The sequence below is a fragment of the Rhodococcus sp. JG-3 genome (assembly GCF_000482405.1).
Classification (GTDB): Bacteria; Actinomycetota; Actinomycetes; order Mycobacteriales; family Mycobacteriaceae; genus Rhodococcoides; species Rhodococcoides fascians.
The window spans coordinates 623,193-638,142 of record NZ_KI519398.1; the positions used below are offsets into that span (position 1 = coordinate 623,193).

The window sequence follows — 14,950 nt, forward strand, 5'->3', positions numbered from 1 at the left end:
TGAAACCCACATTGATCCCAAAAAGGAGCGAAGCGACCCCGACGCAGGACCGGCGCGCTTGGCTAGATCGGGAGCAAAGAGTGCTTACGCGGACTCTTGTGCACTTCCTTGTCCTTGAGGATGTGCAGGGCCTTGCGAATTTCGAGGCGCGTCTGCGAGGGCTCGATGACGGCGTCGATGTAGCCACGCTCGGCGGCGATCCACGGCGTTGCGACATGCTCGTTGTAGAAGTTGATGAGCTGCTTGCGCAGCGCCGGAGCATTTTCGCCCGCCTCGGCGAGTTGCTTGCGACTCATGATGTTGATGGCACCTTCTGCACCCATGACGGCGATGCGGGCGGTCGGCCAGGCGAGGTTGATGTCGGATCCGAGCTGCTTCGAGCCCATCACCGCGTATCCGCCGCCGTACGACTTACGAATGACGACAGTCAGTTTCGGCACCGTCGCTTCGACGAACGAGAAGATGAAGCGGCCACCGCGATGGATGACGCCGAGGGTTTCCTGGTCGACGCCGGGCAGGAAGCCGGGTGTGTCGACGAGGAAGATGATCGGAATGTTGTAGGCGTCGCTGAGGCGAATGAACCGCGCACATTTGTCCGCTGCCTTGGCGTCGAGTGCCCCGGACAGGTGCATCGGCTGATTGGCGACGATTCCCACCGGCCGACCGTCGACGCGGGCGAAGCCGGTGATGACGTTCTGTGCAGTCTGGGCGGCGATCTCGTGGAACTCGCCGTCGTCGAAGATGCGCAGGATGATGTCGTGCATGTCGTAACCGGCGTTGTCGGCGTCGGGCATGAACGAGTCGAGCGTGCGATCGGATTCGGTGATCTCCGGCTCGAGCCCCGGGTTGATCACCGGTGCCTCTTCCTGGCAGCTCGACGGCAGGTAGCTCAGGTAGTTCCGAATCCAGTCGAATGCGGCCTTCTCGTCGGCAGCGACGTGGTGCACGTTGCCGTTGATGGCCTGGACACGGGCACTACCGAGTTCGTCGAGGCTGACGTCCTCGCCGGTGACGGACTTGATGACGTCCGGTCCGGTGACGAACATGTACGCCTCTTCGGTGGCGACGACGATGTCGGTGTTGATCGGTGCGTACACCGCGCCACCGGCGCATTTACCGAGGATCAGAGAGATCTGCGGGCACAGGCCGGAGAGCGCCTCATGGCGTCGACCCAGTTCGGCGTACCACGCGAGGGAGGTGACGGCGTCCTGCACGCGAGCTCCACCGGAGTCGTTGATGCCGACGACCGGGCAGCCCATCTTGATCGCGAAGTCCATGATGCCGGCGACCTTGCGGCCGAACATCTCGCCGACGGTTCCGCCGAACACGGTCTGATCGTGTGAGAACACTGCGATCGGACGTCCGTCGACGGTTCCGTGCCCGGTGACGACGCCGTCGCTGTAGAGGGCACCCGGATCGTTCGGTGCCTTCACCAGCGCGCCGATCTCGACGAAACTGCCGGGGTCGAGCAGCGAGTTCACGCGATCTCGGGCGCTGGGTATGCCCTTCTTGGCGCGCTTGGCGATGCCGATCTCGCCGGCCGGTTCCTTGGCCAGTTCCAGCCTCGCCCGTAGCTCGGCCAGCTTCTCCGCAGTGGTGCCACTCAAAATCTACGCTCCGGTTCTTGCAGACTCGATGTTCTCGAGCGTCTTCGACAGATGGGCCGCAATTTTTCCAATGTACGGCTCGTCGACGACCGCGAGGTGGTCGCCTCCGACGTAGACGATCTCGAGGTCCTTCACCACCGGTCCCCAACCACCGTGCTCTTCGCGGGTGGCGTATGCGGGCTCGAGGGCGATCGCGTCGTCGTGGTACTTGTCGGCGAGGTACAGCGTGACGTGCCCGCCGTACTCCTTGAGCTCGGCCGTCTGGATAGCCCGATTGTCGAGCCACGACGTCCGCTGATGCTCGATGATGCCGCCGGGAATCTTTGCCCCGCTGAGCTTGACCAGATCGGTGATGATCCGAATCTGACCCTCGTCGTCGGAGTCGACCAACTTGTCGTACGGGATCGGGTAGTCGACGTTGTACGTCTTCTTGGCGAACGCGGCGTACCGCTCCCAACGCTTGCGGACTTCGTCCTTGGTGTCGGGGATCTTGGTGCCGGGCATGACGGTATCGAGCAGCCCCACGTAGGCGACCTCGATACCTTCCTCTTCCATCTGCCGCGCCACCTCGTAGGCGAGGATGCCGCCGAGCGACCATCCGACGAACACGTACGGTCCCTCGGGCTGGATCGCCTTGATCAACGGCACGTACTCCGCGGCGCGCTTGGCAATGGGTCCTTCGACGCGCTCGAGGCCGTACATGGGCGTGCCTGCCGGCAACTTCCGCAGCAACGGCTCGTAGGCGACGGTGGAGCTACCGGCCGAGTGGAACGCGAATACCGGTGTGGCCGTGGAACCCTCGGGACGGGCCCGAAGATTGCGCACGACACCGTCGATCTCGCCGTCCTCGAGGTGCGGGCGTACCTTGTCGGCGAGCTGCTCGATGGTCTCCGAGTCCAGTACGTCGTCGAAGGTGATCTCGCCGCCGGCCCGCTCGGTCAGGCGAGCGGCCAACTTCTCGGCCGTCTCGTCGTCGAGGATCGGCAGCGTGTTGAAGATGCCCTTGGCCGATTCCTTCGTCACCACTGCCCACGTTGCGAACGTCATCCGCTCGGCGTTGTCACGTGGGGGCACATCGGATCCGGCGGCCTCGGCGAACGCTTCCTTGCCGCCCAGGTCGGTCTGCGCTGCGACCACCGGTGCGGGTTGGTATTCCGCACTCGGCACCGCGGTCTCCGGTGCGGCGACGGCCGTCTCCAACGCTTCGTCGCGTGCAGTCGCGCCACTCTCGGCAGCCTGCTCGGCAGCCTTTTCGGCGGCCTGCTTGTCTGCCAGCGCCTGCACCTCGTCGCGGTTCTCGATCGCGTAGCGCAGGTACTTCTCCACCTCACGCAGGTTCGCATCACGCACGGCCTGCAATTGCACTGTTGGGATGTCGAATTCGTACTCGACGCGGTTCTTGATCCGAACGGCGCTGAGCGAATCGAGCCCCAGTTCGATCAGCGGCACCTCGGGAGGCAAGTCCTCGGGTGCGTAGCCCATCGACTCGGCGACGATGATCGCCAGCCGATCTTCGAGCTTCTGATTGCCGTTGGGATCCCAGCGGTCACCGAACGTCTCGACGACCTCGGGCAACTCTTCCATCGGAGACGAGGATCGCTCTTCTACCGCCACAACAGGTTCCGGACGAGCATCACCCGAGGTGACGACGGCCTCGTGCAGCAGGGTGAACGCCGAGCCCTCATGTGCATGGACCTGGACCGACGCACCACCGAGGTGCGAGGTCAATGTGGTGACGACCGTGCCGGCCGCTGGCACCGATGCATGCGAGACCGAAGCACCCAGCGCCACATCGGAGAACACCTGCGAGGCAGCGGCGGTGACCAACGCATCGAATCCCGAGACGGCCGAGGCCTGAACTTCCCACACGTGGCGGCCGTCGGGCAACGCCACCCGGGCACCGGGGACGCGAGAGTTACCGCTGGAGCTGACCTGCGAGCTGAGCCAGAACTCCTTGCGCAAGTACGCAGTTCGCGGAATTGCAGCATACGGACCCGACTCGAACAGCGTCGCCAGTTCCAGCGCGTGACCGTGCACGTACAGCTGCGCCAGCGCGGCGAGGAACGTGTCTGCCTCGTCTTCCTTGCGCTTGAGCGTCGGAATCAACGTGGCGTCGGCCAGGCCGGCAGCCCACGCGGTAGCGGCAACCGACATCAGTGCGACGGGGTTGGGGGCGAGCTCCACGAACGTCGTGTGCCCGTCTCCCACAGCAACATTGACGGCCTGGGTGAACCAGACCGGGTGACGCATTCCCTTGGTCCAGTAGTCGACGCCGTGAATCGCCGCATGTCCGACGCGGTAGTGCGCCTCACGATCGACCGAGGAGTAGACCCCGGCGGTGAGCTTGCTCGGTTCGATTCCGGCGAGCTCGGCTGCGAGCTCACCGAGCAGTACGTCGACTGCCGCGGTGTGTCCTGCTCCCTTGACGTCGAGCAGACGGGCCATTTTGCCTGCGGCCTCGGCCTTTTCGACGAGGGCTTCGACCTCGGCGCGGGGCCCGCCGACCGTAGTGTGCGTGGGCGCGGCGTACACGCAGGGCTCCACGTTCGGGAACTGATCGGTGAGGGTCTTGACCTCGTCGGGGGTGTACTCGACGAGTGCCATGGCACCCTGCGAGGCGGCACCGAGGCCGTCCTGGCCCTCGGCCAGCAGCCGCGAGCGGGCGTAGATGATGCGGACGGCGTCTTCGAGGTTCAGGCCTCCGGCAACGTACGCGGCGGCGACCTCACCCATCGAGTGGCCGATGACGGCCGACGGCTCCGCACCGTGTGCGCGAAGCGTTGCGGCCAAGGCGATCTGGATGACGAAGATAGCGACCTGGGAGTTCTCGAACTCGTAGGTCTGCGAGTCGTCGAGGATGATCTCGCGGATGGAGTAGCCGGCTTCGTCGACGAGCAGCTCGTCCACCTTGTCCACCTCGGCGGCGAACACGGCGTTGGTTCGGTACAGCCGCGATGCCATCTTGCGGTGCTGCGAGCCGAATCCGGAGAACACCCACACTGCGCCGTTGGACGCAGGTGAGTCCGCGGAGAACACGCCCGGTCCGGGCTTGCCTGCTGCGATGGCGCGCAATCCGGCGATGGCCTCGGCTGTGGTGGACGCGAGAACCACTGCGCGCGAACGCCCGTGGTTACGCCGAGCCAATGTACGGCCGACATCGACCAGAGGCGTCGTGCTGCCCTCTTCGGTCTCGAGCCAGTCGGCCAGTTCCGACGCCGCGCGCTTACGGCGCGACGGCAACGCGGCCGACACCGCGAGAATCACTGTCTCCGGAGCACTGTCGGACTCCGCCAGGATGGTCTCGGCCTCGGCGACCGGGCTGGTCGTCTCGGCGTCGAGCTGCTCCTCGTAGACGCCCTCCACCACCGCGGCCTCGGGATCCACGGCAGCGGGGTCGAATTCGGCCGAGGTCTCACCCGGTACGTACTCGCGCACGACGACGTGGGCGTTGGTGCCGCCGAAGCCGAAACCGGAGATGCCGGCGACGGCCTTGCCGGTGTACCGCGGCCAGTCGGTGGCCTCCGGGATGACCTTCAGGTGCGCCTTGTCGAAGTCGATGTACGGGTTGGGGCCCACGTAGTTCAGTGACGCCGGGAGCTTGTTCTCCTGCATCGCCAACACGACTTTGATCAAACCTGCTGCGCCTGCTGCAGATTCGAGGTGTCCGAAGTTGGTCTTCGCCGAGCCGAGCAGTGCCGGCTTGTCCGCGTCGCGGCCACGGCCGACCACGCGGCCGAGCGCGTCGGCCTCGATGGGATCGCCCAGGATGGTTCCGGTGCCGTGCGCTTCGATGTAGTCCACGCCCGACGGGTTGATGCCGGCGTCGCGGTATGCGAATCGGAGTGCGTCGGCCTGTGCGTCGGGGTTCGGCGCGAGGAGTCCGTTGGAGCGGCCGTCCTGGTTGATGGCGGATCCGGCGATGACAGCGAGCACCTGATCGCCGTCTCGCTCGGCGTCCTCGAGTCGCTTGAGCACGACGAGTCCGCCGCCCTCGGAGCGAATCATGCCGTTCGCGTCGGAGGAGAAGGCCTTGATCCGGCCGTCGGGAGCGAGGACGCCGGTCTGACCGAAGCCAACGGTGATCGGCGGGGCGAGCAGCATGTTGACCCCGCCTGCGACGGCGAGATCGGATTCGCCGGTGCGCAGGCTGCGCACTGCCTGGTGGACGGCCACGAGGGACGACGAGCAGGCAGTGTCGACGGCGATCGACGGCCCGCGGAAGTCGTAGAAGTACGACACGCGGTTGGCGACGATGGCGGTGGAGGTGCCGGTCAGTGCGTAGGGGTGGACGGCCGGATCACTAACGGCGATGAGCTGGTAGTCGTTGGACGAGCTGCCGATGAAGACGCCGACCTGACTGCCCTTCACAGAGCTGGCCGGGATGTGCGCGTGCTCGAGCGCTTCCCAGGTCAGTTCCAGCGCGAGGCGCTGCTGCGGGTCGACGTTGACGACCTCGTTGGGCGACATCGCGAAGAACTCGGCGTCGAAAGTCTTGACGTCGTCGAGGTAGCCACCCTTGGTGACCGTCGCGTCGACGGCTGCGGCGATGACGGGATCGGAGGTGAATTCCTTCCACCGGCCCTCGGGCAGGTCGGTAATGCCGTCGCGGCCCTCGATGAGCAGCGACCACATCTCCTCAGGGGTGTGACCGGTGCCGGGGAAGCGTGACGACAGTCCGACGATCGCGATGTCGTGGGCGTCGCCGGCCTGCACTCCGCTGGTGTAGAACGCGTCGTCGACGGTACCCACCGGCTCGTCGGGTTCGCCCTCGATGATGATCTTGGCCAGAGACGCGATGGTGGGGTGCTGGTAGACGACGGTCGCGGTCAGCGTGACCCCCACCAGCTCCTCGATCTCACCGCTCAGTGCGACGGCATCGCGAGAGGACAGACCGAATTCCTCCATCGGACGGTCGTCGGAGATGGCCGACGCGGGTTGACCCGTCGCGTCTGCAACCCAGTTGCGTAGCCAATCCCGCAGTTGGGCGACCGTGAGGTCCGTCCCGTCGGCACTCTGAATCTTGTCTGTCTCTTGTTCAGCCATTACTCACCAAGCTATGTATCGAAGGAACGGGAGGCCCAGAGATCAGTCGGGTAGTTCGGCGTCCGGGAATGCCGTCTGCTGGTAACCGCCGCGCAGGGTGCCCTCGATGTAGGCGGCCTTGCACGCGCGTCGGGCGATCTTGCCGCTCGACGTACGCGGGATGGAACCGGCCGGGACGAGCAGGACGTCGCGGACCGTGACGCCGTGCCGCGCCGAGACTGCGGTGCGCACCTCGTCGGCGATCGGAGCCGGGTCTGCCTTGCCCGAGCCGGGAGCGCGCTCGGCAACGATGACGAGCTGTTCGGAGCTGTCGTCCGAATCCTTGGTCAAAGCGGCACCACTGAACTCGAACACGACGTCGGGCAGCTGGTTGAGCGGCACCGCGAACGCCGCCACGAAGCCCGGCCGCAGAGCCTTGCTTGCTTCCTGAGCCGAGAACTCGATGTCCTGGGGGTAGTGATTGCGGCCGTCGACGATGACGAGGTCCTTCACGCGGCCGGTGATGTAGAGCTCGCCGTCGTGATAGACGCCGAAGTCTCCGGTGCGCATCCAGTTGGCGCCCTCGGGGGCACCCGTGGCGTGCGACCCGTCGGCGACGCGGTGGACGAGCTTGTTGTGGAAGGTTTCGCTGGTCTCGGTCTCGCGACCCCAGTAGCCCTTGCCGATGTTCTCGCCGTGCAGCCAGATCTCGCCGACGTGTTCGTCGGGCACCTCGGTGGCGGTTTCGGAGTCGACGATCGCGGCCCACTGACTCCGGGCGACGGTTCCGGTCGATACCTGCGGGATGGCTCCGGGAGCGTCGGGTGCGACGACGACGAAGTTGCCTGCGTTCAGCTCGACACGGTCGACGTAGACGACCTTGGCCTCGTCGGCGTGCTTGCTCGTTGAGACGAACAGCGTCGCCTCGGCCATGCCGTACGACGGCTTGATCGCGGACTTCGGCAGACCGTACGGGCCGAAGGCCTCGTTGAACTTCTTCATCGACGACGTGGTGACGGGCTCGCTGCCGTTGATCAGGCCGATGACGTTCGACAGGTCGAGACTTTCACCGTTCTTGGGCAGTCCGCGCTGGGCGGCGTGCTCGAACGCGAAGTTCGGTGCCGCGGCGAACGTGCCTGCTCCGTCGGAGACCGCGGCGAGTTCCTTGATCCAGCGCCACGGCCGCTGCACGAACGCGCGCGGGCTCATGATCGTGATGTATTTGCCACCGAGGGCCGGGAGGATGACGGTGAGCAGACCCATGTCGTGGAACATCGGCAGCCAGGTGACGCCGCGCGAGTCGTAGTTGATCTCCATGCTGTCGACCATCTGCAGCGCGTTGACGCCGACCGCGCGGTGCGTGATCTCGACGCCGGCCGGGGTCCGCGTCGAACCGGACGTGTACTGCAGGTAGGCGATGTCGTCCAACCCTGCCTTGGGCTCGACCCACGTCTCGCCGACGCTGTCGGGAACGGCGTCGACGGCGATGATGCGTGGCCGCTCGGCAGCGGGGAGCGCGCGGAAGAACGCGCGAACGCCCGCCGCGGAGTTGCTGGCGGTGAGGATCGCGCTGGGCTTGCAGTCGCCGAGGACGGCATGCAGGCGGTCGGTGTGGCCGGGCTCGTCGGGATCGAACAGCGGCACCGCGATGGTGCCCGCGTAGATCGCACCGAAGAACGCGATGACGTACTCGAGGCCCTGGGGAGCGAGGATCGCCACGCGGTCACCGGGCTCGGTGACCTGCTGCAGACGGGCGGCGACAGCGCGCAGCCGCTTGCCGAACTGTGACCAGGTCAACTCGTGCGCTTCACCGTCCCGTTCCCGGGAGTAGTCCATGAACCGGTACGCGAGCGTGTCGGCGTTCTCTTCGACGTTCGCCTCGACGTGGCGGACGAGTGTCTGCCCTTCACCGATGGTGATGTGGCCGTTCTCATCGATGAAATCATCGAACGTGTGGCTCATTTTCTTCAATCTCCTCCGACACGAATCGCTGCCACACATCGTGCGTGACCTGGCTTTGCATTGACGACGTTCATCGATGCAGACACCGAACAGCGTTTTATGTTACTAAGTGGTAACTCCAGCGGTGGCGGTTTCGGTCGACCTCGAGGCCGACTCCATGCTACCGACACGCGCCTGCGTCACTCGCCTTTCAGCAAGTCGACAACCGGAGCGAATGCTTCCATTTGTGTGGGGAAAACCCCGACATAGGACATCGTCGTCCGCGCGCGAACGTTACGGATCTGATCGGCGATTTCCTCGTACGTTCCGAAGGCAAGGTACGGCGACGACAGAATGTCCTCGACCGTGAGCTTGACGTCGACGTCCACGTTGGGTGGATAACCGTTGTCCAGCGCGGCCAATGCCATCTCGGCCATCTGCTCGCGATCGTCGGTGACCACGATGGTGGTGATCGCCCAGTTCAGCTCGATGTCGTCGAACCGATCCCCTGCGGCAGCCCGGATGAGCTCGACGCGCTCGAGAGTCTTCTCGATGGTCATGCCCGACAGCAGCAACTTGCCTTCCTTCGAGGTGCTCGGCACCACGGAGATGATGTCGGCGTGCTTGGCCGCCAGCGCGAGCATCTTGGGGCCGCCGCCGCCGATGCAGATCGGCGGACGCGGTCCCTGACGCGGACGAGGGCTGCCTTTGAGACCGGTGATCGTGTAGTGCTTGCCCTCGTAGTTGCATTCCTGGCCGCGCAGCAACACGTCGAGAATGTCGAGGGTCTCCGCGAGCTTCTCGATGCGGACGCCGGGACGGTCGTAGGTGATGCCGGCCTTGTCGTATTCCTCGCGCATCCAGCCCGCGCCGAGTCCGAGTTCGAGCCGTCCGCCGGAGAGCACATCGATGGTCGCCGCGTCCTTGGCGAGCACCGCGGGATGGCGGAAGCCGTTGGCGAGCACCGCCGTGCCGAGCCGAATCTTGTCGGTGGCGACGGCGAGAGCTCCGAGCGCCGCGATCGGCCCGACCTGATTACCGAGATGATCGGGGATCATGAAGCTGTCGTAACCCAGTTCCTCGGCCTGCTGAGCCAGCTTGATGAACTTCCGAGCCCCGCCCTCCTCCGCGTTTCCCTCTCCGCCTGCAGCGAAGCGGAATTTGCGCGGCCCGGGGGTCGCGGCCTCGGCGGAACTCATCTATTGCTCTCCTCTGGGGTCTGGAGCGGCCGGCACCTGGGGTCTGAGGTGGTCGGTACCGGGGGTCTGGGCACACCGTGCGGGGCAGTCGGCCGGGGCCGATCCGCGCAGGTCCAAGGCGTCACTCTAGCCGCTCGCGGGAGCGGATCCCACCGACTGGGGGTCGCAGACCACAGGTTTGTGCCCTGCACCAGTTGGCGACACGCCGCGTTGTGACCTGTCCGTTATCCATGACACCGGTCACTGCGCTACCCACGACCCCGATCACGCCGTCGTCCACACGACCCGATCACGAGTGCGGAGGCGTCGGCGCATTCTCGATCAGATCGGCCGCCCACGCCGCCGTCCACTGGGTGGCCGTCGTGCCGGAACCGTCGACGACGAAACTGTTGTACGACGCGTGCACCGGATTGCCCGCCGCCCCGATCAGAATTTGGATGCTCTGCGGAATGTTGCGCAGCGACAGTCCATCCGACGGGGACGCACAGATCAGGTCGCCGGGTGCACAGATCTGATTGGTCCGGTCGTCGAGCGCGCCGAACCCGCCGTCCCGACGCCCCGTCATGGTGATGCCGGGGAGATCGAGTCCCCCGAGGGCGACCTCGGCTCCGACGCCGTCGAGCGGTCCCGGCACGTCGGTACCCGACACTCCGTCGCGGCGGCCGTCGGCGATGAGGGTGACGCCGAGGACACGATCGGCGGAGATGGGTCCGTTACCCGCGCCGATGTCGGCCGCGATGTCGCCGGAGATGACTGCTCCCTGAGAGAAGCCGGCCATGACGAAGTTGGTCAGTGGGCACCGCGCTGCGACGTCCGACATCTTCTGCACCGCAACGTTTTTGCCCTCGGTACGGCTGTTGTTGTACGACTGTTGGCCGTCCGGCGGCAGCGCGATGGGGTTCGAGAACTGTGCGACGTAGGGAACCGTGTAGACGTCCGCGCGAGATCCGGGGAACTGCTCCTGCAGCGGCCGAGTGACGTTGAGCATCAGCGACACCGGATTGGCGGTCGGGTTGTACGGGTCATCTGTCGACGAGGACTCCCACGTACCCGGGATGGCAATGACCTGGACGTCCGGGCAGTCCGCCGGTTGCGAGGTCGGCTGCTCGGGGCCCGGCGGTGGTACCGGTCCCGGTCCGGGTCCGAGACGCCCGGCGAGGAGGTACCACAGGGCCACGATGACGAGCCCGATGATCACCGCGAAGGCGATCACCGGCAGAACTCTGCGTTTACGTTTGGCCATCAGCGCGAACTACGGCGTGCAGTACGTCGCCTGCGCGGCGGCGATGTAGGTCTGGGCAGCCTGCTGGGCCTGCGTCTCGTTCATCTGCGTTCCGGCTGCACTCGCCTCGACGCCGACGTTCGCGGTGACGTAGGTCGTGATTTCGTCGGCTGCGACGCCCTGCGCCTGCGCGGCACAGATGTAGTTGGCCGTCGACACCGCGATGTCGCCGTTGCCCGCCGGGGTGACGCCCTTGCTCTTCAGCTCGTCGAGGAAACGCTGGCCACGGTTGTCGATCTGGCTCTCCGTCGGCCCCGGGAAGTCGTCCGGCACGGCCTGGGGTTGCTCCGGCGGTGCCGTCGCCGCCTCGCCCGGACTGGTGGTCGGAGCGACAGTAGTGGTGGTGCTCTCGGCCGCCGACGTCGACGAACTCGCCTCGGTCGTCGTCGCAGCTGCCGTGGTGGTGCTCGTCGGCGCGCCGGTGGCCGTCGAGTCGTCACTTCCACACGCCACCAGCATCGAGCTCGCCGCCACGGCGAGCACGCCGAGTGACAGAGTTCTGGCCAGAGAGTTACGCGTCATCGATCGAAATCCTTCGGTCGTCGGGTCGCAGGCGAGAGTACAGCCACGCTCTGAGAGAACTCTGAAGCCGTGACTGCCTCCGGTCACGGAGCAATCGTGGCCTTGCCGTCCTTGACGGTGATGATGCCGAACTGGAAGTTCTGTTGCTTACCGCCACCGTCGATGTCGAACTGATCGCTGGTGGGGTAGCCGAGGCGGCCACCTTCGTAGCCCACCGATCCCCAGGCGTCGAAGATCGGGCCGTACGGCATGGACCAGGCTCCGCTGACCGGGCTCCAGTAGATGTTGCCGGTCTCGAACTGATTGAACCGTCCGCCGTCCCGGATGGGGCCGATCTCGTTGGACTTGGGGAACCCGAGAGGTCCACTCTCCCAACCCAATTCACCGTACTTACCGAGAATCATGCCCTGCACAGAATGCACGCCCGCGTCGGGAGAGGTGTAGATCGCGCCGATCTCGAAGCCCTGCACCGAGCCGGGCTTGTTGGGTGTTGCCACCTCGTCGAGCACCGGGTATCCCAGAGGACCGCCCTCGTAGCCCTGGGCTGCCCACTCGTCGAGCACGGCACCCTTGACCACATGGGCTCCGGTCTGCGGCGTGAAGTAGACCATGCCGTTCTGGAAGGCGTTGAAGCGGCCGCGGCCGTCGGGAGTGGCGATCTCGCCGGTCTTCGGGAAACCGAGCGCACCCTCGGGGCCCTTGTTGCCCTGGTAGATACCGCCGATAGCGCCGGCAACCACCTGCGCCCCGGTGTCAGGCGTGAAGAAGACCCGACCGAAGGTGAAGTCCTGAGCTCGTCCGCCTGCGACGTTGTACTCCGCGGTGAGGCAGGGACCCAGCCACGAGTTCGCGCCGCTCGCATTGCCGATCATGCCCGCGACACTGCAGGCGGGCTTGTCGACCTCGACGCCGAGTGCCGTGGCGAGCTGCGGCCACAGCTGGTGCAACTCGAACTGCCAGTAAGGCCACGAGTGCGTGCCCGACGGGCGGTAGTTGACCTGCGCGGGGATTCCGAGCTGGTTGAGCTTGGTGGCGAAGGTCTGGGAAGTGAGTCGCGAGAGGATCTCGAGCCCCATACCCGCGTAGTTGGTGCTGACGCCCGGAATCGGCGACGGCTGATCGTACGGGCCGGTCGAGCCGTTGCCACTCGAGATGTAGAGGCTGACGCCCTTCAGCTTGTCGGCCAGCAGGTACGGATCGTGCTGAGCCCACAGCGAGTTGGACGGTGCGCCCCACATGGCCTTGGAGTTGTAGCCGCCGGCGTCGGTCATCGCGTACTGGATGGCCTGCGGCATGCCGAGCGAGGTGGTGGTCAGGATGCCCGACAGCGAACCGGCGAACTTGAAGAAGCCGGGGTTGCGGGCCGCGAGGAATATCGCCGACGTGCCACCCATCGACAACCCGACGACGCCACGGTTGTCGGTGCTGCGCCAGTCCTTGGCCAGGATGGGCGGCAGCTCCTTGGTCAGGAACGTCTCCCACTGGTAGTTCTTGCCGTTGTCCTGATCGACCCAGTCGGAGTAGAAGCTGGACTGTCCGCCGATCGGCAGCACGACGTTGACGTTCTTGTCGGCGAAGTAGGCCTCGGCGTCGGTCTCGGCCGTCCAGCCGTTCTCCTGGTCGGTCGCCCGGAGGCCGTCCAACATGTACACCTGCGGGAACGTGGCCTGCGGGTTGATGTTCCAGTCACGCGCGAGCAGCAGCTGCACCTGGATGGGCGTTCCCATCGAGGGCGACTGGATCCACAGCGCGACGCGGCGATCGGAGAGCCAGTCCACCGAGGTGACGGTTGCTCCACCGGTCTGGGTGTAGGCGGGGCCGGTCTGCGCCATCGGGGCGGCATGAGCAACCGGGGCTGCAGTGGCCAACGTCGTCGTCGCGAAGGGAATCATCAGCGCGGAGGCGACAGTCACTGCTGCTGCCGCTCGCCGAGCCCGTGTGCCGGCCGATGGGGTACGACCGAACCGAACAAGCCCAGTGCGCATGATGGTGACTCTCTTTCCTGTGACGACCGAAGGTCTCGTCTCGAGACATGCTTCGTATGTCTTTCTACACGTGCCCGATGGCCACGAACAGCAGACTCGCTGTGACTGGTGGTGCGAATGTGAATTGGGGAGAATCGGAGAGCCGGCGCTCGAACCGACAATGCCGCCCGACGCGAGAGCGTGGGGCGGCATTGTCGGAGAGCACGTTACGGAACCGAATCAGGCGTTCAGCGCGTCCAGGATCTGGGTGCGTGCCTTCCACAGCTCGGCACCCCAGTACGGCCAGGCGTGGATTCCGTTGGCCGGGAAGCTGTAGGTTGCCGGGATACCGAGGGTGCCCATGCGGATCTGGAATGCACGGGTGTTGGCGAGCGAGAGTGCCTCGAGCGCCATGCCGTTGGCGGTGTTGTAGAAATCGATCGGAGCGGCCGGGCGGTCGAACTGGCCGGGCAGGCCACTGGCTGCGGAGATGTACAGCGACAGACCCTGCAACCTGGGTGCGAAGACGAACGGGTCGTTGCGCAGCCACGCCGGGTTCCAGGGCGGTCCCCACATGGAGTCGACGTTGAAGCGGCCGGCATCGAGCATCGCGATACGAATCGCCTCACGCATGCCCGGGGCCGAGATGTTCAGGTAACCCGAGAGCGAGCCGGCGAACTTGAACTGGTCGCGGTGGTACGCGGCGAGCGTCAGGGCAGCCGAACCACCCATCGACAGTCCGAGAACACCGTTGTTGTTGCGCGAGACGCCGTAGTTCTCCAGGAACGCCGGGAGCTCCTGCGTCAGGAACGTCTCCCACTTGTAGGTGACTTCCTGGCCGTTGAAGTTCGACGAGGTGTACCAGTCGCTGTAGAAGCTGGACTGTCCACCGACGGGCATGACCAGAGTCACGTCGTCGTTGGCGAACTGATCCTGCGCGTTGGTCTCGAAGGTCCAGGCGTTGCGATCGTCGCGGGCACGCAGGCCGTCGAGCAGGTAGAGAGCAGCGTTTCCGCCGCGTGCCGCCCACTGGACCTGGACCTTGATCGGACCCATCTCGGACGGGACGATCAGGTCCTCGCGGCCACCGGCCGGGGTCTGATGGACGACGGCAGTGGGGGCAGCGACTGCGACTGCGCCGCCGACGACACCGGCTGCAATCGGCAGAACGAGTGCGGCAGCACCCACGCCGAGCAGGCGCTGACGCCAACGTGATGACGCCTTCGGGTTACTGCTGAGGCCGGCAAATCGCATGAATCGTGCTCTCTCTCATCTACGCGGTCTCCGCTGTCGTAGCGGCCCCCGGCAATCGAACAGGGCTGACTGACGGCCCATGAGGCCGGGGTGAAGCTGTGGTGTGTCGAAATGTTGAGGTTCTGCTGCATAACAGGCGAACCGCTCGATGGAGGTTAT

At 65.6% G+C, this 14,950-nt stretch carries 8 protein-coding genes; all 8 read right to left on the minus strand.

Annotated elements, in window-relative coordinates; all coding sequences use genetic code 11:
- Window positions 1–62 precede the first annotated feature (62 nt).
- Window positions 63–1,607 (minus strand): acyl-CoA carboxylase subunit beta, encoded by a 1,545-nt coding sequence (locus tag K414_RS0104195; RefSeq protein ID WP_027494804.1) that lies wholly within the window; start codon window positions 1,605–1,607, stop codon window positions 63–65.
- Window positions 1,608–1,610: 3 nt separating this feature from the next.
- Window positions 1,611–6,650, minus strand: coding sequence for a polyketide synthase Pks13 (pks13, locus tag K414_RS0104200; RefSeq protein WP_027494805.1), 5,040 nt, complete (start codon window positions 6,648–6,650; stop codon window positions 1,611–1,613).
- A 42-nt stretch (window positions 6,651–6,692) separates the two neighbouring features.
- The gene (fadD32, locus tag K414_RS0104205) at window positions 6,693–8,591 is read right to left on the minus strand and encodes a long-chain-fatty-acid--AMP ligase FadD32 (RefSeq protein ID WP_027494806.1); all 1,899 of its coding nucleotides are present in this window, start codon (window positions 8,589–8,591) and stop codon (window positions 6,693–6,695) included.
- Window positions 8,592–8,770: 179 nt separating this feature from the next.
- Window positions 8,771–9,769 carry an LLM class F420-dependent oxidoreductase gene (locus K414_RS0104210; protein ID WP_027494807.1) on the minus strand — a complete coding sequence of 333 codons (999 nt, stop codon included), beginning with the start codon at window positions 9,767–9,769 and terminating at the stop codon, window positions 8,771–8,773.
- A 289-nt stretch (window positions 9,770–10,058) separates the two neighbouring features.
- A complete protein-coding gene (locus tag K414_RS0104215; protein WP_027494808.1) occupies window positions 10,059–11,012 on the minus strand; it encodes a cutinase family protein in 954 nt (317 codons plus the stop codon).
- A 9-nt stretch (window positions 11,013–11,021) separates the two neighbouring features.
- Window positions 11,022–11,573, minus strand: a complete 552-nt coding sequence (locus tag K414_RS0104220) for a DUF732 domain-containing protein (RefSeq protein WP_032374174.1) — start codon at window positions 11,571–11,573, stop codon at window positions 11,022–11,024.
- 83 nt (window positions 11,574–11,656) lie between these two features.
- Window positions 11,657–13,558, minus strand: coding sequence for an alpha/beta hydrolase-fold protein (locus K414_RS0104225; RefSeq protein WP_027494810.1), 1,902 nt, complete (start codon window positions 13,556–13,558; stop codon window positions 11,657–11,659).
- A gap of 219 nt (window positions 13,559–13,777) precedes the next feature.
- Window positions 13,778–14,791, minus strand: coding sequence for an alpha/beta hydrolase family protein (locus K414_RS0104230; RefSeq protein ID WP_027494811.1), 1,014 nt, complete (start codon window positions 14,789–14,791; stop codon window positions 13,778–13,780).
- Window positions 14,792–14,950 lie beyond the last annotated feature (159 nt).

Bases quoted from the DNA above. Each gene is read 5' to 3' on its own strand.
- K414_RS0104210 (WP_027494807.1), bottom strand. From the start codon at position 9,769: ATGAGTTCCGCCGAGGCCGCGACCCCCGGGCCGCGCAAATTCCGCTTC.
- K414_RS0104225 (WP_027494810.1), bottom strand. From the start codon at position 13,558: ATGCGCACTGGGCTTGTTCGGTTCGGTCGTACCCCATCGGCCGGCACA.
- K414_RS0104220 (WP_032374174.1), bottom strand. From the start codon at position 11,573: ATGACGCGTAACTCTCTGGCCAGAACTCTGTCACTCGGCGTGCTCGCC.
- fadD32 (WP_027494806.1), bottom strand. From the start codon at position 8,591: ATGAGCCACACGTTCGATGATTTCATCGATGAGAACGGCCACATCACC.
- K414_RS0104215 (WP_027494808.1), bottom strand. From the start codon at position 11,012: ATGGCCAAACGTAAACGCAGAGTTCTGCCGGTGATCGCCTTCGCGGTG.
- pks13 (WP_027494805.1), bottom strand. From the start codon at position 6,650: ATGGCTGAACAAGAGACAGACAAGATTCAGAGTGCCGACGGGACGGAC.
- K414_RS0104230 (WP_027494811.1), bottom strand. From the start codon at position 14,791: ATGCGATTTGCCGGCCTCAGCAGTAACCCGAAGGCGTCATCACGTTGG.